This window comes from Streptomyces sp. KMM 9044, from assembly GCF_024701375.2.
In the GTDB taxonomy this organism is placed as follows: domain Bacteria; phylum Actinomycetota; class Actinomycetes; order Streptomycetales; family Streptomycetaceae; genus Streptomyces.
In genome coordinates this window covers 7,126,681-7,148,121 of sequence record NZ_CP113910.1, presented here as the reverse complement: position 1 = coordinate 7,148,121, position 21,441 = coordinate 7,126,681, and the positions used below count along the sequence as shown (strand labels likewise).

Sequence of the window (21,441 nt, the reverse complement as noted above, 5' to 3'; positions counted from 1 at the left end):
GGCGGGCCCCGCCCTCCGTCCCCACCTTCCCCGGCCTGCCCGCCCATCCCTGAGTCCGCTCGCCCCGGCCCACCGCTCTCGGCTCCGGGATGCCTGGGTGATCCATCCCGCATGTAATGGAGGCGAGGCCGGGAACGGCTCGGCCTCGGTGGATGACCGGGGCGAAGGAGATCACGTCCATGCCTTCGAATCACGGCGGGGACGAGGGGACGGGCGGGCGGAGAGCGGGGGTGCTGCGGCGGCTGGGCGAGTGGTGCGCCCGGCACTTCGTGATCGTCGTCGTGGCCTGGCTGGTGGCCCTGGTAGCACTCCAGGTGGCGAGCCGCTCCGTCGGCGGCACGTACTCGGACAACTTCACGCTGCCGGACTCCCAGTCCCAGCAGGGCGTCGAGGTCCTCCAGCGGCATGATCCCCAGGCCGGTGGCTACAGCAGCCAGATCGTGCTGCACGACGGGCAGCAGCAACTGACCGCCTACGGCTCGCAGATGTCCACCGCGGTGGCCGATCTGGAGAAGCTGCCGCACGTGCTGTCGGCACAGAACCCGCTGTCAACCACCGGGGCGTCCTCCTCGGCCACGGGGTCCGGCTCCTCACAGCCGGATGTGGGCCCACTGTCCTCCGACGGGAAGACGGGGTACATCACGGTCCGTTTCGACGTCCAGCCCTCCACCCTGGGCGACGGCTACCTCGACGGGGTGGACGACGCCGTGCAGCCGCTGCGGACGGCCGGGGCGCAGGTCGAGTACGGCGGGCCGCTCGGTGAGCTGGCCAGGCCGGCGCCCAACGACCGCCTGAGCGAACTGATCGGCTTCGCCGTGGCGATCGTCGTCCTGCTGATCGGTTTCGGCAGCGTGATCGCCGCGGTCGTTCCCCTGCTGACCGCGTTGCTCGCGGTCGTCGGCGGTCTCGCCCTCCTCGGCCTGCTGGCGGCGGCGTTCACCTTCGCCACGGTCTCACCGACCCTGGCCACGATGATCGGCCTCGGCGTGGGCATCGACTACGCGCTCTTCCTGATCACCCGTTACCGGCAGGATGTCATGGACGGCCGGGATCCGGTGTCGGCCGCCGGCCGCGCCACCTCCACCAGTGGACGGGCCGTCGTCGTCTCCGGCTGCACGGTGATCATCGCGCTCGCCGGCCTGTCCGCGTCGGGTGTCTCCTTCATCTCGAAGCTGGGGCTCGCCGCGGCCGTCACGGTCGTCTCCGCCGTCGTCGGCGCCCTGACCCTGGTGCCCGCTCTGCTGGGGCTGATCGGCCGGCGGATCGACCGCTACCGGGTGCGCCGTCCCTTGGCCGAGACCGACGCCGGGCCGGGCGCCGAACCGCAGGGCGTCTGGCATCGGTACGCACGGCGGGTGGAGCGCCGTCCCTGGTGGTTCCTGGCCGCGGGTGCCGCCACGATCGCCGTCCTCGCGGTCCCGGTGTTCTCGATCCAGCTGGGCCACATCGGTGACGGCGCCGACCCCACCTCCTTCACCGACCGTCGGGCCTACGACCTGATGACCGACGCCTTCGGGCCCGGCTCCAACGGCCCGCTCACCGTTGTCATCGACCAGACCTCGGTGCCGGACGCCGACCGGTCCGACCTCGCCTCGCAGGCCCAGAAGGCCCTGGACGGAGTCGGTGACACGGCGGCGGTCACGCCGCTGACGGCCACGCAGGACGGTGACGTGCTGGTCGGCACGGTGTACTCGGCCACCTCCCCGCAGAGCGCCACGACGACGGACCTGACCGACCGCCTGGTGCGCGACACCTTGCCGGACGCCGTGCGGGGCACGGACGCGGACACGTACGTCACCGGCACGACGGCGGCGCAGATCGACTTCCGTGACATCGTCGCCGAGCGGCTGCCGCTGATCATCGGTGTGGTGGTCGTGCTGGCCTTCCTGATCATCCTGGCCGTGTTCCGCGGACTGCTCGTCGCCTTCAAGGCGGCTGTCCTCAACGTCCTGTCCATCACCGCCTCCTACGGCGTCGTCGTCGCCGTCTTCCAGTGGGGCTGGGGCGGGCCGGCGCTGGGCGTGTCCGGCAGGGTGCCGATCGAGAGCTACGTGCCGATGATGATGTTCGCGATCATCTTCGGCCTCAGCATGGACTACGAGATCTTCCTGCTCTCCCGCGTCCACGAGGCCTGGCTGCGCACCGGCGACGCCAGGGCCTCGGTCGCCCACGCCCTGGAGATCACCGCGCGGGTCATCACCTGCGCCGCGCTGATCATGGTGAGCGTGTTCGCGGCGTTCGTCGTGAGCGACAACATCGTGGTCAAGATGCTCGGTCTGGGGCTCGCCGTCAGCGTGCTCATCGACGCCACCGTCGTACGCCTGCTGCTGGTCCCGGCAGTCATGACGCTGCTCGGGAGCCATGCCTGGTGGACACCCCGGTGGCTGGACCGGATCCTGCCGCACATCGACACGGAAGGCGGGTACGCGCCGACGCGGTCCCGGACGCCCGGCTAGCTCCATCCTCCGCGGGTCACTCTTTTGCACAGCCTCCGGACTGGATCACGGTCCTGAAGCGATCGTGCTTCGGCGGGTTCTGCACCGCGGACCGCTGCGCTGATCGGTGGCTGACCAGCTGTGATCAGTTGATCTTCCCGAACGGGTGACCTGCGGGAGACGGAGCTAGCTCCATCCTCCGCGGGTCACTCTTTTGCACAGCCTCCGGACTGGATCACGGTCCTGAAGCGATCGTGCTTCGGCGGGTTCTGCACCGCGGACCGCTGCGCTGATCGGTGGCTGACCAGCTGTGATCAGTTGATCTTCCCGAACGGGTGACCTGCGGAGGACGGAGCTAGCGGGTGGGCCCGGGTGGCACGGACGCCGGGGTACCCGGGCGTGCGGCGGCGGCAGGTCCCCGAGGACCTGCCGCCGCCGCACCGCACCCGCAGCTCACCCTGCGGGACGTCCGGGTTCAGCCCTGCCGTGCCGGATCGGCCGAGCCCCGGTGTGGGTGCTCAGGTGCGTCGCACGCGACGCAGGAGCACGACGCCCGCGACGAGCAGGAGCGCACCCACCGCCGCCGGCCAGAGCTGGGCTCCGGTGTCGGCCAGACCGCCGTTCACGGCCTGCGGTTCGGTGGAGTCCGCGGCAGCGGCCTGCTGTCCGCCGTCGTCGGTCGCCGTGCCGACACCCGGCGTCGTCTGGCCGGCTCCGTCGTCGTTCTGACCAGCGCCTGCCACGTCGTCGGCGTTGGCCGAGGCCCGGACATCGGGCTGCTCGTCACCGGACGGCGCGGTGGCTTCGTCACCCGCGGGCTCCTCGGTGGCCGGGGCGTCGGCCAGGGGCTCCGAGGGGTTCTCCTGCTGGTCGTCACCGTTGCCGTTGTCGCCGTTGCCGCCGTTGTCACCCGGTTGCCCGGCACCGTCGTTGCCATTGCCGCCGTTGTCACCCGGTTGCCCGGCACCGTCGTCGCCGTTGCCGCCGTTGTCACCCGGTTGCCCGGCACCATCGTCGCCGTTGCCGCCGTTGTCACCCGGTTGCCCGGCACCGTCGTCGCCGCCGTTGCCGTTGCCTCCGTTGTCGTTACCGCCCTCGTCGGGGGCCTCGGGCGCCTCGGTGGGCTCCTCCTCCGGATTCTCACCCGGCTGCTCACCGTCGCCGACGCCGGCACCACAGGTGCGACCGCTGTTGATGCAGTCGACCATCTCCTGCATCAGGTCCTCTTCGAAGACGTTGATGAAGTCGCCGTGGTCGGTGCCCGGCTTGTGCAGTTGCTCCGGGAAGGAGTCCACGGCGAACAGCGGGGTGGTCGCGCCGCCGTCGTCCAGGCTCGGCGCGTCGACGTCGTAGACGATGCGCTGGACCAGTTGCGGCACGGGCGTGAAGCCGGAGGGGCAGTTGCCCTGGGGGTCCACGAACGCCATGTGCGTGCGGTGGTTGGCGCTGTCGATGTTGCGGCCGTCCCAGCAGCTCTGGAAGTCGAAGGTGCGGACCACGTCACTGCCCTGGGGACACAGCGGGTACTTGTCCGCCAGCTGTCGGTCCTCGAAGCCGGTGCAGCTCCAGGACGCGTTGGCGTTGGCGGGGCCGTTGACGAAGGACTTGGCGTCACCGGTGATGATGCGCAGCAGCCTCGGCATGGCCGTGACCTCGCCCTGCGGGTTGCCGACGAAGGTCAGCGTGACCTCCTTGGGGGTCACGATCTCACCGACGTTGCCCTCGATGCCGCCGCCGGGGGAATTGGCGTCCTGTTCCTCGGTGCCGTTCTGCAGTCGCAGCACGGGCCAGTAGTACGACGACTTGTCGCCCTGGTTCTCGCAGGTGGTGTCGGCCGCCGCCAGTTCCTCGTCGCTGGAGAAGGCGTTGGTGGCCTGGTTGCCGATGTAGTCGTGGAAGTGGTGTGCGCCGTTGGTGACACCCGGGGCGGCGATCACGTTGTCCGAGTTGAACAGGCCGTTCTCGTTGACGCCGCAACTACTGACGAAGGTGCCCTTCGAGGCGTCGGCCGAGTCGGCGGGCTTGGCCGCGTTGGGCTGGACGCTCTGGATGTCCACGAAGTCCGCGACGACGGGCCCGTTGCCCGCCTGACCACCGTTTCCGCCGCCCTGTTCGTCTTCCGCGCCCTCTTCTCCCTGTCCGCCCTCCTGACCGTTCCCGTCCTGGTCCTCACCGGGCTGGGCGGAGGCGTTGCCGGAGTCGACCACGGAGCAGTCGGCGAGTTCACCGAGGCCCTCGGGGCGGTCGCCCTCCTGCTCCATGGCGACCGAGATGCGGCCGAGGGTCGCGGTGCGCTCCGCCTCGAGCGGCCCCACCACCTTCTCGTCGGCGACGCCGGGATCCTGCCGAATGGCCGGGGCGGACTCCGCCAGGCGCTGGTAGGCCTGGGCGACCTGCTCGTCCAGCGCCGCGAGTTCCTTGTCGACGGCCGGCCGCGCTTTCTCGGGGACCGTGGTCAGGTTGGTCCCCACATCGGGGCAGTCGATGGTGGCGCCACCGAGAACCCGCGCCCGAACGGCTCCGTCGGTGTCGTCCTCCGTCGCGGAGGCGTAGACATTGGCCGCCATCAACCCCCCTCCGCCCAGGATCAGCGCGACCGCCGCGAAGGTCGCGCGCTGTGGCCCTCGGGGGCGTCTGCGTGTGTTGCGTGGCAAGGCAGTACTCCTACGCTTCAGTCGCGGGGGTGGGCATGAAATTCCCACGCCTCATACGTAGGTGCTTCGCGGTGTGTTCAAGCGCCTCACGGTTTCTTCGAAGAATCTCAGGAATCCTCAGGCGCGCCCGAGCCCCCGGATCCCGCCCGGCTCGGCGTGCACGGCGGGGCATCCGGGGGCCGGACATCTCGAGGAACGGCTGGTCAGCCGAAGTTCACGTCACTGCACAGGAAGTACGTCTGATCCATGTGCGAGGCCTGCCAGATCGTGTAGACGACATGGCGGCCGCTGTAGCCGGAAGTACTCACCGGGATCGAGTAGTTCTGGCTCGGGCCGTACGAGCCGGTGGAGGACACCAGTTCGAGGTCGTCCCAGGTCAGCGGCTGGGTGATGGGGTCGAAGCCCTGCCGGGTGACATAGACAAGGAAGTAGTCCGCTCCGTGGCTCGCCTGGTCGTACAACTGGACGGTGAAGTCGCTGTCCACATTGCCGGCCTGCCAGTCGCCCACCGTGTCCATGGAGTGGTAGCGGCCGCCCTCGGTGCGTCCGCCGCTGCACAGCTGACCGTCCGGGATCACGGCTTCGAAGTCACCGGCGGAGCCGTCACGGTAGAGGCCGTTCCAGTTCCACATGGCGTTGGGGTTGTCCTGCCACGCCTGCCAGCACATGGGGTCCTCGTCCGCCATGGCCGGATTCTGGAAGTCGCTTCCCCAGCGCAGCCAGCACCCGTAGTTGCGGGACGCCGGATCGACGACCGAGCCGTGCGCGGCCGCGGTGCCGCTCCAGGGGACCAGGCACAGCAGCGTGGCGACGAGAACACTCAGGACGAGCGAGGGACGCGATGCGATACGTACACACAGGTCATGATCATGCCATTTCATGATCTCCTTCTTCCGGGTGGGGGGTACGGACGTCGAAGTGCCGTGTGCGGAGCTTTGGATGCACTGGGGCGTACGCGCCGAAGCGGATACGGAAACATCCATGGGAGCGCTCCCAGAACCATAGGCTGCGCCTCATGAAACGGAGCGGCAACACCCGTTTGCGCCACTTCCGTACCGGTCATGGCGTGTTCGACGCCATACGACGTGCGGAGCGGGGCGCGGCCCCCCGGAGCCGGCTGCACCCCGTGCGTCACAGCTGGCCGCAGGCCCGGGTGGAGCGTCCGAGGCAGCTGACGGAGTCGTCGACGCGTGCTCGCTCCCGTGGAAGCCCATCCGGCTGCAGAACGCCCCGGCGGGCTTGCTGGCCTTCGCCATGACGAGGTGGACCGCCGGCACCCCGCGGCCGTCCAGCACCTCGAGGGGCGTCCGCATCAGCTCCCGGCCGTGACCGGGACCCTGCCGGTCGGGGAGCAGGTCGATGTGGAGATGGGCCGGACAGGAGACCGGTTCGGGGACCGGCATCCGCTCGGGGTAATACAGGAGCCAGGCCATCTCCGACTCTGCTGCTCAATTCGGGGGAGGGTCACGCACCGCGTCCGAGAGGGGCCGGCCGGGGCCGGACCGCCTCCTCGCGAGGCCCGTTCCCTGCGCCCCGTCGACGGGCCGGCGTCCCTCTCCGCAATGGAGCAACAGAGTCATCTCCGACTCTGCTGCTCAATTCGGCGAGCGATCACGTGCCGTGCTTTCAGGGCTCGGCCGCGCCCGGCCTGCCTGTCTGCATCTGCGACGCGCCCTGAAGGCCGTATCGGCACGGCGTCATCACGCCGGGTAATTGCGCAGCAGAGCCGTCTCCTCGTCCAAAGCGGCCGGAGGCCCGGACGGCTCGGGGTAGCGGTCGGCGACCAGGGGCAGCCACTCGGTCCGGAACTCCCGGGCGAAGCGCTCCGTGTCGGCGACCCCGAGGACGTAGCCGACCGCACGCCCCTGGCCGCCGTCCAGGACGAAGGCCAGCCCGGGCTCCAGACGCACGTAGGGGGCGGCGAAAAGGGCCGGGAGAATGCTCGGGTCCCAATAGAAGGGGCGGCTGTCCTGCCCGTTGTGCGCGGTGCGGACACAGATGCCGTCGAGGGCCGGCCGGCCCTCGGAGCGGTACGGGCGAATCGAGGGAGGCGAGGTCATGCCTGGTGTCCTGCATTACATGGGAGCGCTCCCGCAACTCTGTCGCCGCTCCCCGGCCACTCCGTGCGCAGTATGCGGGGCGGGGAGCCCCGGCGCGGTCCGGACGTCAGTCCATGAGGCCGGCGGCAAGGGTGGCACCCAGTTCCCAGCACCGTGCGACGGCGGCCTTGTCGGGCTGGCCCGTGACGGTCACGGCGTCGGCGGCGCGCTGCCAGCCCAGGCCCTTCGCGACGGCTTCGATGCCCCGCACCGCCCCGGTGACGTCGTTGCCGCCGTGCACGTAGTAGCCGAAGGGCCGGCCCCGGGTGGTGTCCAGGCACGGGTAGTAGACCTGGTCGAAGAAGTGCTTGAGCGCCCCCGACATGTAGCCGAGGTTCGCCGGGGTGCCGAGAAGATAACCGTCGGCTTCCAGGACGTCGCCGGCGGTGGCGGACAGGGCTGCCCGCCGCACCACGCGGACGTCCTCGATCTCCGGGGCCGTGGCACCGGAGAGAACCGCTTCGAACATCGCCTGGCAGTGGGGAGAGGGTGTGTGATGAATGATCAGCAGAGTCGGCACACCCCGACCCTGCCGTGCGGGCCGGCACCGCCGCAAGCCGGTCCGACGTACCGGGGAGCAGCGGACGGTTGTGGGGGCCCGCCGGGAATGGCACGATACGCGGCATCGGTACACGGAGACAGGGGTGCGTCTTGGCCGACGAGAACCGCAGGTCACCAGCAGCAGCGGTGTTCGACGCGCTGGGCAGCGACTACGAGAAGGCGTTCGCCGCCTCCGAGGCGCACAGGGCCTCCCTGGAGTGGCTGCTGGAACGGCTCCCGCCCGCCGGCCGGGTACTGGACGTGGGCAGCGGGACGGGTCGGCCCACGGCCTCGACGCTCGCCGCGGCCGGTCACCGGGTGCTGGGGGTCGACGTGTCGCCGGTGATGGTGGAGATCGCGGCCCGGCAGGTGCCCGACGCCGAGTTCCGCTGCGGTGACATCCGCGAAATGCCGATCGAGGAGGGCTCGTTCGACGGAGTATGCCTGTATTTCTCCCTCCTCCAGATGTCGCGTGCCGAGCAGTCCGACCTGCTGCAGCGGCTGCCCCGGCTGCTGCGGCCGGGGGGCCTGTTCACGCTGGCGACCGTGCCCCTGGACGTGGAGAGCTTCGACGGTGTCTTCATGGGGCAGAACGTGCGGGTCACCAGCTTCGCGGCCCAGGACGTGACCGGCCTGGTGCGTAATGCGGGGCTGACGGTACTGGCCGAGAGGAGCGTGATGTTCACCCCGGCCCACCCCGACGCCGCACCGGAACCCCACCTCTTCCTGCACTGCAGGCGCGAGCACGGCGAGGATCCCGAGGCTCCGTAGGAACGGCCCCGGTGGGCCGACGTCCGCCCTCCGCCGACCGTACGACAGCGCGCCTCGCCCGCCGGCCGTCATCCCGTCATCCCGTCATCCGCTTGCGCCACGTCGGCTCGACCAGCCGCCACTCGGCCTCCCACTCCTGCGAGCGCCGCTGCCGTGTCCGGGACCGGACGAACCATCCGCCGAGCACGACCACTCCCCCGGTGGCCGCGGCGGCCGTGAGGCCGGCCATGACGGTCTGGAACCGCGCGTCCGCTCCACCGGGCGGCTCGGAGACGAGGCGTCCCGCGTCGTTCGTCCACACGGTGACCACGCTGCCCGCCTTGGCCCCGGGTTCGGCCTCGGCCCGGCCCGTGCGGCTGGTGCCCTCGGGGGCAGCCCACCGCACCTTCACCCATACGCGGTCGTCCCCGCTGCCGTCCTCGGTCACCGGCGAGGGCAGCGTGTCGGCCGCGTCCTCGACGAGCACGGCGGGGACGGCGCGGGACTGGGCTCTGCGCTCCGCGAGGGACCGGTCCACCGTCCCCGCCGTCGCCAGACCGGTGACCGCCCCGGCGAACAGGGTGAGAAAGAGGGTGGCGAGCAGCAGCCAGGCTTCGATCAGATCGCTGCGGCGCCGCAGCGGGTTGCTCCGCCAGCGCCACAGCCACACCCTGCGGGGTCGTGCACCACCCGTCCTCCCCATGGGATCTCACCTCCTCGCGCGCCACCTCTCCAGGGTCCGCCACCCGGCCGCCCGGCGCACGGGCCGAACGGTCCCGGCCGGGAGTCCAGGACGGCCCAGGACCACGGCGGCCGGCCGGGCCCACCCTCCGACGTCGGCCGTCAGGTCTCGTACGCCGGTGCGCGGTGGCCTCGGCGACCTGCCTGAGCGCGGACACCGTCTCGGTGGCGCCCACCTTGGCGGGCTGTTCGCGTGCGGGGAGCCCGCCGGTTCGGGCCGGTGACGGGAGGGGTTCAGCCGGTCGCCGGGTCCCCGGTCCGCGGAGGGCTCGGCCACGGGGCCGCGGTCGTCGCCGGTCGCGGCCCCGGCACGTGTGCGGTGCTGTTCGTTCCCGTCGGCCGGGGCGCCACCGTTCGGTGTCGCGGTGGCCGGGTGACCGCCGGGGCGTGGCGGGGTGAGCCAGGCCACGGCAGCGCAGGTCAGGGCCACCGGCCACTCGACGACGCCCGCCGGTACGCCGGTCCTGTGACAGCGCCTCTGACACCCTGCTCCGCGTCACCCGTCCGGCGTCGGCGGCGGCCCCGTGCCGCGGCGGGCGCCGTACGGGCCCGGCGGCCTCACCAGAGCCGAGTGGTGAGCGCGGGGCGGTGCACCGCCTGGGCGGCGTCGCGCAGGCTCAGGGCAACGCTGATGGTGGCGCGCAGCGCCGAGGGCCGTACCGTCTGCGCCGTTTCGGTGGCCAGGACGAGCAGGCAGGCGGCGGCCTGTTCCACCACGGCGACGGGGAAAGTGTAGTCGCTGTCGGCCGCCGCGCGGAACGCCTTCAACGGGATTCCGGCCCCGTCGACGGTCCGTTTGGCGGCCAGCTCCAGGTGCTGTGCGGCCTGGTCGCACACGGAGGCCGGCAGGGTGAGGGTTCTGGAGAACGATGCACTGGTCATGACCCGAGTGGTCCCCCGCCACCAGCCCTTTCGATCGGTGGGCGGGACGTTTTCACCGTCCCGCGTGACGAGCCGGGGCAAATGTCGGGCCTTGGGGGAGCAAACCGGGACACCGCCACGAGGCCTCACCGGCGGCAGCCGCGAACACGCCGGCGTGCACCAGCGGATTCCGTCACTGGTGCACGCCGTACCGCAGTACCGCCTGATCCGGGGAACGCTCAGCGGTTCACCACATGCCGTTCGTTGGGGACACAGTGGGTCATGGTGAGTCCCCGCACGTCGCGCGGCGGGTTGTCGCCCAGGTTGGCGAGCCGCTTGCGGTCCTCGTCGGTCAGGTCCTGGCCCGCGAGGGGTTCCAGGCCCGCGACATCGTTCGGGGCGATGCCGAGCCCGTCGCCGACCCTGCGGCCGAGGTCGTTCTCGACGAGCAGGAAATGCCACACCATGCGCTCCTGCACCGCCCGGTCGCACTGGGAGATCAGGTTGACGAAGTTCTTGACCAGGTCGTCGCGCTCCCAGTCCTCGAGGAGCAGATAGCGCTGGCCCGCCTGCTGGTAGTCGTTGGCACGCGGAATCCGCTTGCGGGTGAGCCAGCCCCGGATCTCCGGTCCCTGCTCGTCGTGCGACGGCTCCAGGGCCTCGCGCAGGCCGCCGGTGATCGACGGTTCGTAGGTGACCTCGGGGTTCTCTCCGGCCGCGTCCACGCGGTAGGTCATCTGACCGTCCCGCTGGTTGGTGCGTACCTCGGCGGCCTTGGCCTGGTTGACGGGCAACTGGAGGTAGTTCGGACCCACGCGGTGGCGCTGTGTGTCGCTGTAGGAGAAGGTCCGGCCGACGAGCATCTTGTCGTCGGAGAAGTCCAGGCCGTCGACGAGGACACCGGTGCCGAAGGAGATCTGTTCGTTCTCGGCGAAGTAGTTCTCCGGCATCCGGTCGAGCACCATCTTGCCGACCGGCTTCGGCGGGAAGTCCTGCTCGGGCCAGGTCTTGGTGTCGTCGAGCGGGTCGAAGTCCAGCTCCGGGTGGTCGTGGTCGTCCATCATCTGGACGAGCAGCTCCCACTCGGGGTGCTCGCCGCGCCCCACCGCCTCGTAGAGGTCCTTGGTGGCGTGGCCGAGGGAGGCGGCCTGGACGTTCGCGGCGTCCTCCTCGGTCATGGAGCGGACGCCCGGTTTCGGCATCCAGTGGTACTTGACCAGCTTGGTCTCGCCCCCGGCGTTGACCCACTTGTACGTGTTCACGCCGAAGCCCTGCATGTGCCGGTAGTCCGCGGGGATTCCACGCGGACTGAACAGGTTGATCAGCATGTGCATGCTTTCGGGCGTCTGCGACATGAAGTCGAAGATGCGCCGCGGCTGCTGCTCGAAGGTGACCGGGTCGGGCTTGAGTGCGTGGATGACGTCCGGGAACTTGATCGCGTCCCGGATGAAGAAGACACCCAGGTTGTTGCCGACGAGGTCCCAGTTGCCCTCCTCGGTGTAGAACTTCACGGCGAAGCCGCGCGGGTCGCGGGCCGTTTCGGCGGAGTCGCGGCCGCCGATGACGGTGGAGAACCGGACAGCCAGGTCCGTGCGTTTGCCGCGCTCCTGGAACAGCTTGGCGCGGGTGTAGCGGCTGACCGGTTCGTCGCCCCAGGTCCCGTACGCCTCGAAGTAGCCGAACGCAGTCACCCCGCGTGCGTGCACCACGCGCTCGGGAATACGTTCCCGGTCGAAGTGGCTGATCTTCTCCAGGAACTGGTAGTTCTCCAGCGTGGCGGGCCCGCGGGCGCCGACCGTGCGCTGGTTCTGGTTGTCGTGGACCGGATGACCCTGCCGGTTGGTGAGTACCTTGCGGTCGTCGCCCGGAGCGGAACCCCGGTTCGGAACGTCCGTCATGATCGTGGACTCCTTCGGCTGCTCATGACTGGTGGCGGGCCGGGGCACGGTGGCGCGCGGCCACGGGCCGGTCACCGTGGACGGCGCGGTGCTCCGGCGTCCCGGCAGCCCGTGGCCCCATCCCGGTGTCCCCGGTGTCGCGGAAACCACGCGGTCGTTCACACGTCGGTGGCCCGCTCACTGAAACGTCCGCCGCCGGACGGCGGAAGCATGCGCCTCGCGCACCTCCCGCCGCAGCATGCGTACGAGGGCCATGCTGCCGTGCATCACCCGGACCGGCGACTCGGAGCAGCGGCTCGAAGCGGCGGAGTGGACCCGGCAGGCGCCGTGGGGGTACGCGTCGCGCGGGAGCGCGACCGGTCCCCCGTTCCGGTCGTGCTCCCGCGGCACCACGAACCCATGTGAAGGGCGACGCGGCTGTGCATAGTACCGGTGCCCGCTGCGACGGCTGCGGGACTCAGTCGTGCACAACTGAGTCCGGTACGACCCGTTTCACCCCGCGCGAGCCGGTCGCAACAGGCGCGGCGGACCGTCGTTCACTCTGATGGGTGCGTGGACACGGCCCCCCGGGGACACCGGTGTCCCCAGGTCTCCCAGGGCCGGGTGGGCGAGCACGACCTCGTACAGACCGGTGCCTGCGGCCAGCAACTGGCGCTCCAGGACCGGCTCGGCGCTGCGCACGTGCTCACGCACGGTCTGCGTGTGGACACCCAGGAGCTGCGCGGCCCGCTCGGCGTTGCCGCCGGCGGCGATCCAGGTGCGCAGGGGGCGGGTGTCCTGGTCCAGACGTTCCAGCGGTTCCCCCGCCCAGGCACGGACGGCGGGTCCGGACACCAGGGGTGCGAGTCCGGTGACGGACGACACCTCGGAAGCACTGCCCGCCTGTGTGTCCTGAAGGTTGAACTGGGCGTGCAGCGCCAGATGCACGACGGCGCGGGCGGTGACGTCGTCGAAGTCGGTGCCCAGCACGTTCTCGACGCATTCCATACGGGCACGCACCACGTTGCGGCTCACCCCGAGGATCTTCTCCGTGTTGACGGCGGTGAACTCCGGGCCGAGGCGGGTGGTGGCGAGGAACTCGGCACGGGTGTGGTGCGGCACGGCGTCCAGGGGCCCCCAGCAGCCGGGCCGTCCAGCCACGGAGCGCCGCCGGGTCCATCAACCGCTCGGGACGGGTGCGTTCGGCGTACACCGCCGTCTTGTCCGGGCGGAAGTGCGCCACGGCGAGGACGCTGGCGGCCTGCCCGTACGCGGTGGCGGTCCGGGCGAGACTCTGCCGGACGCTGCCGCCGAGGAAGGTATCCGGATGCCGTTCGACCAGGGACTTCAGATCGCCGGCGGTCGCCTCGCGAGGGCTGACGACGATCACGTACCCGTCCATCGCCGGGCACCGCACGACCAGGGCCTTCTCCCCGGTGGTGTCCAGGCACTCCTCGGCGAGGCGGTCGCGGCGGGCGGGCTCGGACTCGGCGACGTAGACACACGCGGTGCGGCCTCGAGCAGGCCCGGCCGGAGCCTCGCGGCCACCCTGCGGGCGGCGACGGTGTCCTCGACCATGAGCAGCTGGAGGATCGCCAGCCGCAGGTCGGCGCTGGCGCGGCGCAGCCGCTGCCCGGCCGCGGTGGTCTCACCCGCGGTCAGCAGCAGCTCGATCACCTGGACAGTGTGTGTGACGACATCGGCGCCGTTCCGGCCGAACGGGGCGTTCCGGGAGACGGCCAGTGCCCAGGGGGCCGGCGGAGAATAAGTAGCGTGTTCCACAAGGTCACATTGCTGGCCGGATCGCCACAAGGCGCTGTAAGCAGGTCACTTGTTCATCGGCGGGCTCCAGGTCCGGGCGGGGTGCCCGACCTTCACCAGGTGCAGGTAGCCGCCCGGCGTCCTCCCAGGCGGCGGAGGCGATCCGGCCGGAGGTGACGTCGGAGACCAGGTCCTCGTCCAGCACCAGCCCGGTCCCGGCGACAAGCGTGCCGGTGTCGTCCCGGAGCGCCACCGCCCCGTGCACGGTGACGGCGGGCCAGTCGACGACCCTGCGGACGTCGCGTCCCGCCGGCCGCAGATGTTCCAGCAGTTCCTGCGCCCACCCGGCCGCCGTCACCGGCCCCGGGATTCCGTCCTTACGGGCTGCCCCCTCGGTCTTCCCCTCGTGCGCCTGGCCTCTTCGGCCCGGTCCCGGACGTTACCCCACGGATGCGGCAAGCTCGTCCCGGACGGACGGGGTGACGGGAAAACCCTGCACCGTGTCGGCACACCTCGGACACACCGCCGACACCCGGGCCGCTCCCGGCCACGGCAGGTGCCCTGGGCACGGCCCCGCCCCGGCCGGGCGTGTGGGGTCCTGCCGTGCGGTCGGCATAAGCTCGGTGAATGGCGAAGTACTTCGACGTTCACCCCGACAATCCGCAGCCGCGCATCATCTCCCAGGTCGCCGCGAGCATCCGCGACGACGCCCTGATCGCGTATCCCACGGACTCCTGTTACGCGCTCGGCTGCCGGCTCGGCAGCCGGGAGGGCATCACCCGGATCCGTACCATCCGCAAGCTGGACGACCGGCACCACTTCACCCTGGTGTGCCGGGACTTCGCTCAGCTCGGCCAGTTCGTACACATCGACAACGACGTGTTCCGCGCGGTCAAGGCGTCCACGCCGGGCAGCTACACGTTCATCCTGCCCGCGACGAAGGAGGTGCCCCGCATGCTCCAGCATCCGAAGAAGAAGACCGTCGGCGTGCGCATCCCCGAGCACGTGGTCACCCAGGCACTGCTCGCGGAGCTGGGTGAGCCCCTGCTGTCCAGCACCCTGCTGCTGCCCGGCGAGGACGAGCCGATGACCCAGGGCTGGGAGATCAAGGACCGGCTCGACCACGTGGTGGATGCGGTGCTCGACTCCGGGGAGTGCGGCACCGAGCCGACCACGGTGATCGACTTCTCGGGCGGCGAGGCCGAAATCGTACGGCGGGGTGCGGGCGACACCTCGCGGTTCGAGTAACGGTGACACGGCGGGCTGTCCCGTATACGGGCCGCGAGGATCCGCGGGAGCGGTGACGCACGTGCCGGGGTGGGCGCAGGATGACACGAAGAATCCCTCCTTGCACCGTATTGAACCGGACAGGGCCGAAGTGCCGGGTCCGGGGCGTGCCACTGACCGCACCCGTTGCCCGCACCCGCTCCCCGGCCGCCCGCGGCACCGTTGTTACGGTGCTCCGATGTCAGACTCTTCACGCGACACGGCCGAGGGCGCCGGCTGGGGCCCGGCGCAACGGGGTGAGTACCGGCGGCTGTTGCCGTCCGAGGCCGAGAAGATCTCCTGGTTCGACCCGCGCATGCTGTGGGCCGCCCGCAACGGAGTTCTCGCCTCCTGGCTCGGGGACCCGACGGGCCGCACCCGCAGCCGGTGGGTGGCCCGGCGGACGGCGGCCGGCGCACCCGCCGACAAGGTGATCCGGCACGACGGCCCGGACCGGTTCTCCTTCCTCGTCATCGGCGACACCGGCGAGGGCGGCGAGCCCCAGTACGCCGTCGTGCCGGGGTTGTTGAAGGAGGGCCGGGACACCGCGTTCACCGTGCTGGCCAGCGACGTGATCTATCCCGTGGGCAGCGTCGACGACTACGGCGACAAGTTCTTCCGCCCGTACCAGGACTACAGGGCGCCCATCTACGCGATACCCGGCAACCACGACTGGTACGAGGATCTCGACGGGTTCATGCGCGTCTTCTGCGACGGCGCCCCTCCCCTGCCGCCCGAGCCCGCACCGCGCCCCCTCACCCGGGCCTGGCTTCGCTCCCTGCTGTGGCACCGGCCGCGCCCCGGTGACGGCCGGCGCCTTGCCGAAGCAGGGAAGTTGCGGTCCGACCCGGAGCAGCAGGCGGTGCAGCCGGGCCCGTACTGGGCGATCGACGCGGGGCCGGTGCGGATCATAGGCATCGACACCGGTCTGCTGGGAACCCTCGACGCCGAGCAGGGAGCATGGCTGCGCGAGGTGTCCCGGGGGCCGCGCCCGAAGATCCTCGTGACCGGCTCGCCGCTGTACGTGGACGGCGCGCACCGTCCCTGTCCCGTCGAGGGCGGGGGAACGGTCGACGACATCGTCCGGGACCCGGCCCACCACTATGTGGCCGCGATCGGCGGTGACATCCACAACTACCAGCGTTATCCGGTCCACCTGGACGACGGCCGCACCCTCCAGTACGTGGTGGCGGGCGGTGGCGGCGCCTTCACGCACGCCACCCACACCATCCCGCGCGTCGATGTCGCCGGCGTCACCGAGCAGGACTTCCGCTGCTACCCGCTGCGCGGCGACTCCCTCGCTTTCTACGGCGCGCTCTACGCGCGCCGGACGCGGCTGCGCCGCTTCTTCACCCTGACCGAGGCCGAGGCGACGGCCGTGATCGCCGAGCGTCTCGGCATCGGCCCCACCCGCCTGTCGAGCACGCCGGCCCGGGTCACCCGGCGCGTGCGGCTGGTCGCCGGGCTGCTCGGGACCGGCCGCCGGCCCGAGCGGGGCAAGCGGTTCAGGCTGCCCGTGCGCACGGCCTACACGCAGTTGCTCTCGCCCGGCTCGGCCACCTACACGCCGCCGTTCTTCAAGTGCTTCCTGCGGCTGGACGTGGGCCCGGACGCGATCCGGTTGCGCTGCCACGCCGCCACCGGCAACCTCGCTCAGGAAGTCGCCCCGCCGGTCGAGGACGAGGTGACCATCCCTCTGACGTGACCGGCTCTCAGGCGCGGGGTACCGGGCAGGGGCCGGCCGACCGGTCACCAGCGTCCGGGGACGGACCCGGTGATCGGCTCCGAGAGGCGGCCGTCGGTCCCGACCGGTACGCCGCCGGCGAGCATCACCCGGTGCATGATCCGCGGGTGGTCGAGGTGGGCGGTGTCACCGGGCGCGAGGTGAATGGTGGCGCGGTTGTCCCAGAACGCCACGCTGCCCGGCTCCCACCGGAAACGCACCGTGTACTCGGGCCGGGTCGCCTGCTCGAGCAGCATCTCCAGGACCGACCGGCTCTCGGACCGGGACAGTCCGGTGATCTGCTCCACGTAGTAGCCGTTGACGAACAGCACCCGCTCCCCCGTCTCCGGGTGGACCCGCACCAGGGGGTGCTCTGTGGCGGTCTGGTGGTCCAGCAGGTGACGCACGTAGGCGTCGTCGCCGGGCCGGGGCTGGTAGCCGACCCCCAGCCGGTGCTCGGCGCGCAGCCTGTCGGCGAACTCTTTTACCGGGGCGGACAGTCCGGCGTAGGCGGCGGCCAGGTTCGACCATGTGGTGTCACCGCCGTAGGGCGGCGCGGCCTCCGCGCGCAGGATCGTCGCGGCGGGCGGGTCGATCCGGGCACCGTGGTCGCAGTGCCAGCCGCGCAGCAGGGTGTGGCGGCGCCGCCGCAGCCATTCGTCGTGCTCCATTCCGAACCGTCCGCCGAGCTCCAGCCGGTCGGCGGTCGTCTCGATCTCCGGGAAGCCGGGGGGTGAAGCCTTGCCCCGCCGGGGCAGGACGACCGGCTCGCCGAACCGCCGGGCCAGTGCCACATGCCCGGCGTGATCCAGGCGCTGCCCGCGGAAGAACACCACCTTCCAGCGCAGCACCGCCGCCCGGACGACGGCGATCACGGCGTCTGTGGGCTCGGCGGCGAGGTCGACACCGGTGATCTCGGCGCCGATGTGCCCGGCGACCGGACGCACCTCGATGCCCGTACCCGTGTCGGGCGCCACCCCCGTGCGCCGCTCCCCGCCCGTGTCCTGCCCGGCGCCCTTCGTGCCGTCCACGTCGCTCCCGCCCGTCGTCATGTGTGCCCCCTTCGTCGGTCCGCCCCCGGCCTGCGCCGGTTCGGACACGTCCGTGCCGTCCGTCCGGCCCGCCCGTCGGGTTGATCGTTGACCCCCCGGTCGGTGAGGCTGGAGGAGAACGACACTGTCAAACGGGAAGGTCCCCTCGTGATCAGCATCCCGAACCACCCACTCAACGACGGCACGACGATCCCCGCTCTCGGTCTCGGCACCTGGCCGATGGACGACGCGCAGGCCGAGCAGTCCGTGGCCGAAGCCCTGGAGATGGGTTACCGCCTTGTCGACACGGCGACGAACTACCGCAACGAGACGGGTGTCGGCCGTGCCGTGGCCCGCGCCGGTGTCCCGCGCGAGGAGGTCGTCGTGACGACGAAGCTCCCCGGCCGCCACCACGGGTACGAGGAGACCCTCGCCTCCTTCGAGGAGTCCCGCACGCGTCTCGGCCTGGAGTACGTCGACCTGTATCTGATCCACTGGCCGCTCCCCCGGGTCGACAAGTACGTCGACTCCTGGAAAGCCATGATCAAGTTGCGCGAAGAGGGTCTCGTACGGTCGATCGGCGTCTCCAACTTCACACCGGCCCACATCGAGCGGCTGGAGAAGGAGACCGGGGTGCTGCCCTCGGTCAATCAGGTCGAGCTGCACCCGTTCCTCCCTCAGGAGGAACTGCGCTCCCACCACGCGGACAAGGGTGTGCTCGTCGAGAGCTGGAGTCCGCTGGGCCGGGGTTCGCAGCTCCTGGACGACCTGGCCGTGGCCGCCGTCGCCGAGGCCCACGGGGTCGCCCCGGCCCAGGCGGTGCTGCGCTGGCACATCCAGCTCGGGGTGCTGCCCGTGCCCAAGTCAGCCGACCCCGGGCGGCAGCGCACCAACCTCGACGTCTTCGATTTCACGCTGGACGACGCCCAGATGCGCACCATCGCGGACCGGGCGCACCGGCGGATCGGCGGGGACCCCGAGGTGCACGAGGAGTTCTGACCGCCGCCTCCCGACGGGAGCACGGCCCACGACCGCACGCGGGGCCCGGCCGTGGGCCGTGCTCCCGTCGCCCGTCAGGTGCGGATCACGCCCGGTGGTCACGGAGTGCGGCGAGCGCGCGGTCGGCGTGCACGTTCATCCGCAGCTCGCTGCGCACGATCTCGAGGACGGTGCGGTCCTGCCCGATGACGAAGGTGACACGCTTGGTCGGCGCCAGGGAGATGCCTCGCTTCACCCCGAACCGCTCACGGACGGCGCCGTCGGCGTCGGACAACAGGGGCATGCCGAGCGAGTGCCGCCCGGCGAACTCCGCCTGCCGTTCCACGGCGTCACCGCTGATGCCGACCGGCCGTGCGCCGGCCGCCGCGAACTCGGCGGCCAGGTCACGGAAGCGGCAGGCCTGCGCGGTGCAGCCGGCGCTCAGTGCGGCCGGATAGAAGAACAGCACCACGGGTCCCCCGGCCAGCAGTTCCGACAGCTTGCGGACGGCGCCCGTCCCGTCCGGCAGAGCGAAGTCCTCAACCGTGTCGCCCCTGCCCGGACTCCCGCTCACGACATGCCCTCCGCGCCCCTGGCGACGCCCCGCGCCCACAGCACCAGCGGCAGCTGGAGGGGCAGCCGCCCCCAGGCGGCTGCCCGCTGCGGGGCGGGGCGGCGGCGCCAGTCGACGGCCATCTTCACGTTGGCGGGGAACACCCCGACGAAGAAGGCGGCCGTGGCCAGTGCGGCGGCCCTGCGGGTCTGCGGCAGCGCCACCCCGGCAGCCAGCGCGAGTTCGGCGGCGCCGCTGACATAAGTCCAGGTCCGGGGCGAGCCCGGCAGGGAGCGCGGCACGATGTGGTCGAACTGGCGCGGGGCGGCGAAATGCGCGGTGCCCGCGGCGGCCAGCAGGCCGGCGAGCAGCAGGGGTGAGCGATCGGACCGTGACACGGTTCCTCCTCCAGTGGCCTGCCACGCGACATTACCGGACGGTAAGTACGAGGGGTCGCCGGGGCGGGAGTATGTCAGACGGCTCCGGCGGGGGTGCCGCCGCGCGGTTCCGCTTCTTCTTCGGCGGCGTGTGCGAGGAAGTCGTCGACCATGCGGTGGAAGAGCGTGGCGAGCTGACGCAGTTCCGCCGGGGACCAGTCCGACAGGGCCCTCTGCATGGCCCGCGCCCCGACCACACGGATGCGGGTGATGGCCTCCCGGCCCGCCTCGGTGAGTTGGACGCGGTGGGCGCGGCGGTCGTCGGGGTCCGGGACCCGGGTGACGTGACCGGACTTCTGCAGTTGCTGCACGGTGCGGGTGACGTGCGACGCCTCCACGCCCAGGCGGGCGGCCAGTTCGCCCGGCCGCAGCGGTTCGGTGTCGGCCACCTGCCGCAGCAGCGCGACGGCGGCTCGGTCCAGGGGGACGCCCGCCAGGGCCATCAGACGTTCGTGCCGGCGGGCGCGGGAGCCCAGATAGGTGACGCGCATGAGTGCCCGCTCGATCTCGGCCACTTCCGGTGAGGCGGGGACGTCGGGGATCGAGGATGCGTGCATGCGCCCACTTTACCACCTCGTTGCGTAACTCAATCAATACCCAGGCGCGCGGAGCATGCCGCTCCGTCCGCCCCCGGCGGACGCCTTTCGGGTGAAACCGCGGGGCACGGCGCGCGCCGGAACATACGGGCACCGGCATTCCGGACGGCGTGGAGTGATCCGGCGACGGCTTCACGAGTGTTGGGCGGCGCTTCACCATCAGTACGCCCATGCAGTCTTGGCATGGACGCGCCCAGCCGCGATGCTGAACGCCCCTCGCCCCCGCAGTCGTTGGGATACGCCCGCATTCCGAGGAGGACGCAGTGTCGTCGAGCACGTTCCGAACACATCGCAGGAGATGGCTGGCCGGTCTCGCCGGCGCCTTCGCCTTCGTCATCGCCTTTCCCGCCGCCGCCTTCGCCGCACCGCCGCCGGCCCTGCCGGCCGGCGCCGACTCCCTCGACCGGACGTTCCAGCCCGCCTACGACTACGACACCGACGGATGCTACCCCACCCCCGCGATCGGCCCGGACGGCGCGATCAACCCCGGTCTCAACCCGACGGGTGCCCTCAACGGCAACTGCCGTGACGCCCCGGACCTGGACAGCACCAACGGCTACTCGCGCTCGAAGTGCAACAACGGCTGGTGCGCCATCGTCTACGCCCTGTACTTCGAGAAGGACCAGGCGCTGCCGGGCGTCAGCCTCGGCGGCCACCGCCACGACTGGGAACATGTCGTGGTGTGGGTGCAGAACGACACGGCCCAGTACGTCTCGACCTCCAACCACGGCACGTTCTCGATCCACGCCAGGTCGGCGGTCCGCTTCGAGGGAACACACCCGAAGATCGTGTACCACAAGGACGGCATCAGCACGCACTGCTTCCGGCTCGCGAGCGCGGGTGACGAACCGCCGGAGAACCACAAGGGCACCTGGCAGTACCCGCCGCTGGTCGGCTGGAACGGCTATCCGGCCGGGCTGCGCGACAAGCTCGTCCAGCACAACTTCGGCAGCGCCAACTTCGGTCTCAAGGACGGGAGTTTCGCCTCCCACCTCGCCGCGGCGAAGCCTTCGGGCATCCCGTTCGACCCGAACGCCTGATTCCGGCCCCTCTCCGGTTCCGAATACTTGACCGAGCATCACCTGGCCATGTGACGAAGGGAGTCCGGCCGCATCCGCGGCCCGGGCTCCCGAACCGGC

General features: G+C 71.1%; 16 protein-coding genes and 3 pseudogenes. 6 read left to right on the top strand and 13 right to left on the bottom strand.

Going from position 1 to position 21,441, the window contains the following annotated elements; all coding sequences use genetic code 11:
- Nucleotides 1–179: 179 nt before the first annotated feature.
- Nucleotides 180–2,456 carry an MMPL family transporter gene (locus HUV60_RS32145; protein ID WP_257853576.1) on the top strand — a complete coding sequence of 759 codons (2,277 nt, stop codon included), beginning with the start codon at nt 180–182 and terminating at the stop codon, nt 2,454–2,456.
- A 497-nt stretch (nt 2,457–2,953) separates the two neighbouring features.
- Here the strand turns inward: HUV60_RS32145 and HUV60_RS32140 are convergent, their stop codons facing one another.
- The 5 genes and pseudogenes from HUV60_RS32140 to HUV60_RS32120 form a co-directional block, all read right to left on the bottom strand.
- Entirely contained in the window at nt 2,954–5,002 is a 2,049-nt protein-coding gene (locus HUV60_RS32140; RefSeq protein WP_257853773.1) for a DUF1996 domain-containing protein, read from the bottom strand.
- A gap of 290 nt (nt 5,003–5,292) precedes the next feature.
- On the bottom strand, nt 5,293–5,970 hold the full coding sequence (locus tag HUV60_RS32135) for a lytic polysaccharide monooxygenase auxiliary activity family 9 protein (RefSeq protein WP_257853575.1): 678 nt from the start codon (nt 5,968–5,970) through the stop codon (nt 5,293–5,295).
- A gap of 250 nt (nt 5,971–6,220) precedes the next feature.
- Nucleotides 6,221–6,522: pseudogene (locus tag HUV60_RS32130) on the bottom strand (GNAT family N-acetyltransferase); the annotation flags it as partial.
- A 273-nt stretch (nt 6,523–6,795) separates the two neighbouring features.
- Nucleotides 6,796–7,149 (bottom strand): annotated as a pseudogene (locus tag HUV60_RS32125) (GNAT family N-acetyltransferase); the annotation flags it as partial.
- A gap of 106 nt (nt 7,150–7,255) precedes the next feature.
- The gene (locus HUV60_RS32120) at nt 7,256–7,708 is read right to left on the bottom strand and encodes a flavodoxin family protein (protein WP_257853574.1); all 453 of its coding nucleotides are present in this window, start codon (nt 7,706–7,708) and stop codon (nt 7,256–7,258) included.
- A gap of 131 nt (nt 7,709–7,839) precedes the next feature.
- On the opposite strand from HUV60_RS32120, the gene HUV60_RS32115 reads away from it, so the two are divergent.
- Nucleotides 7,840–8,499, top strand: a complete 660-nt coding sequence (locus HUV60_RS32115) for a class I SAM-dependent methyltransferase (RefSeq protein ID WP_257853573.1) — start codon at nt 7,840–7,842, stop codon at nt 8,497–8,499.
- 76 nt (nt 8,500–8,575) lie between these two features.
- On the opposite strand, the gene HUV60_RS32110 is transcribed toward HUV60_RS32115, so the two are convergent.
- The 4 genes and pseudogenes from HUV60_RS32110 to HUV60_RS32095 form a co-directional block, all read right to left on the bottom strand.
- Nucleotides 8,576–9,181, bottom strand: coding sequence for an Rv1733c family protein (locus HUV60_RS32110; RefSeq protein ID WP_257853572.1), 606 nt, complete (start codon nt 9,179–9,181; stop codon nt 8,576–8,578).
- A gap of 596 nt (nt 9,182–9,777) precedes the next feature.
- Nucleotides 9,778–10,101 (bottom strand): hypothetical protein, encoded by a 324-nt coding sequence (locus HUV60_RS32105; RefSeq protein ID WP_257853571.1) that lies wholly within the window; start codon nt 10,099–10,101, stop codon nt 9,778–9,780.
- Nucleotides 10,102–10,319: 218 nt separating this feature from the next.
- Entirely contained in the window at nt 10,320–11,978 is a 1,659-nt protein-coding gene (locus HUV60_RS32100; protein WP_257853570.1) for a catalase, read from the bottom strand.
- 492 nt (nt 11,979–12,470) lie between these two features.
- Nucleotides 12,471–14,088: pseudogene (locus HUV60_RS32095) on the bottom strand (helix-turn-helix domain-containing protein).
- Nucleotides 14,089–14,345: 257 nt separating this feature from the next.
- On the opposite strand from HUV60_RS32095, the gene HUV60_RS32090 reads away from it, so the two are divergent.
- Nucleotides 14,346–14,966 carry an L-threonylcarbamoyladenylate synthase gene (locus HUV60_RS32090; RefSeq protein ID WP_257853569.1) on the top strand — a complete coding sequence of 207 codons (621 nt, stop codon included), beginning with the start codon at nt 14,346–14,348 and terminating at the stop codon, nt 14,964–14,966.
- Nucleotides 14,967–15,183: 217 nt separating this feature from the next.
- Entirely contained in the window at nt 15,184–16,689 is a 1,506-nt protein-coding gene (locus HUV60_RS32085) for a metallophosphoesterase family protein (RefSeq protein ID WP_257853567.1), read from the top strand.
- A 44-nt stretch (nt 16,690–16,733) separates the two neighbouring features.
- On the opposite strand, the gene HUV60_RS32080 is transcribed toward HUV60_RS32085, so the two are convergent.
- Entirely contained in the window at nt 16,734–17,759 is a 1,026-nt protein-coding gene (locus HUV60_RS32080) for a TauD/TfdA dioxygenase family protein (RefSeq protein WP_257853565.1), read from the bottom strand.
- A gap of 147 nt (nt 17,760–17,906) precedes the next feature.
- Here HUV60_RS32080 and HUV60_RS32075 point away from each other — a divergent pair, with 147 nt between their 5' ends.
- Complete coding sequence (locus HUV60_RS32075) at nt 17,907–18,737, top strand: aldo/keto reductase (protein ID WP_257853562.1); 831 nt, start codon at nt 17,907–17,909, stop codon at nt 18,735–18,737.
- 85 nt (nt 18,738–18,822) lie between these two features.
- Here HUV60_RS32075 and HUV60_RS32070 read toward each other — a convergent pair whose 3' ends face one another.
- From HUV60_RS32070 to HUV60_RS32060, 3 genes are all read right to left on the bottom strand, one after another.
- Nucleotides 18,823–19,290 (bottom strand): peroxiredoxin, encoded by a 468-nt coding sequence (locus tag HUV60_RS32070; protein ID WP_257853560.1) that lies wholly within the window; start codon nt 19,288–19,290, stop codon nt 18,823–18,825.
- On the bottom strand, nt 19,287–19,667 hold the full coding sequence (locus tag HUV60_RS32065; protein WP_257853558.1) for a DoxX family protein: 381 nt from the start codon (nt 19,665–19,667) through the stop codon (nt 19,287–19,289). Before HUV60_RS32065 ends, HUV60_RS32070 begins: the two co-directional genes overlap by 4 nt.
- A gap of 74 nt (nt 19,668–19,741) precedes the next feature.
- Complete coding sequence (locus tag HUV60_RS32060; RefSeq protein WP_257853557.1) at nt 19,742–20,263, bottom strand: MarR family winged helix-turn-helix transcriptional regulator; 522 nt, start codon at nt 20,261–20,263, stop codon at nt 19,742–19,744.
- A 302-nt stretch (nt 20,264–20,565) separates the two neighbouring features.
- On the opposite strand from HUV60_RS32060, the gene HUV60_RS32055 reads away from it, so the two are divergent.
- Nucleotides 20,566–21,342, top strand: coding sequence for an NPP1 family protein (locus tag HUV60_RS32055; protein ID WP_257853556.1), 777 nt, complete (start codon nt 20,566–20,568; stop codon nt 21,340–21,342).
- Nucleotides 21,343–21,441 lie beyond the last annotated feature (99 nt).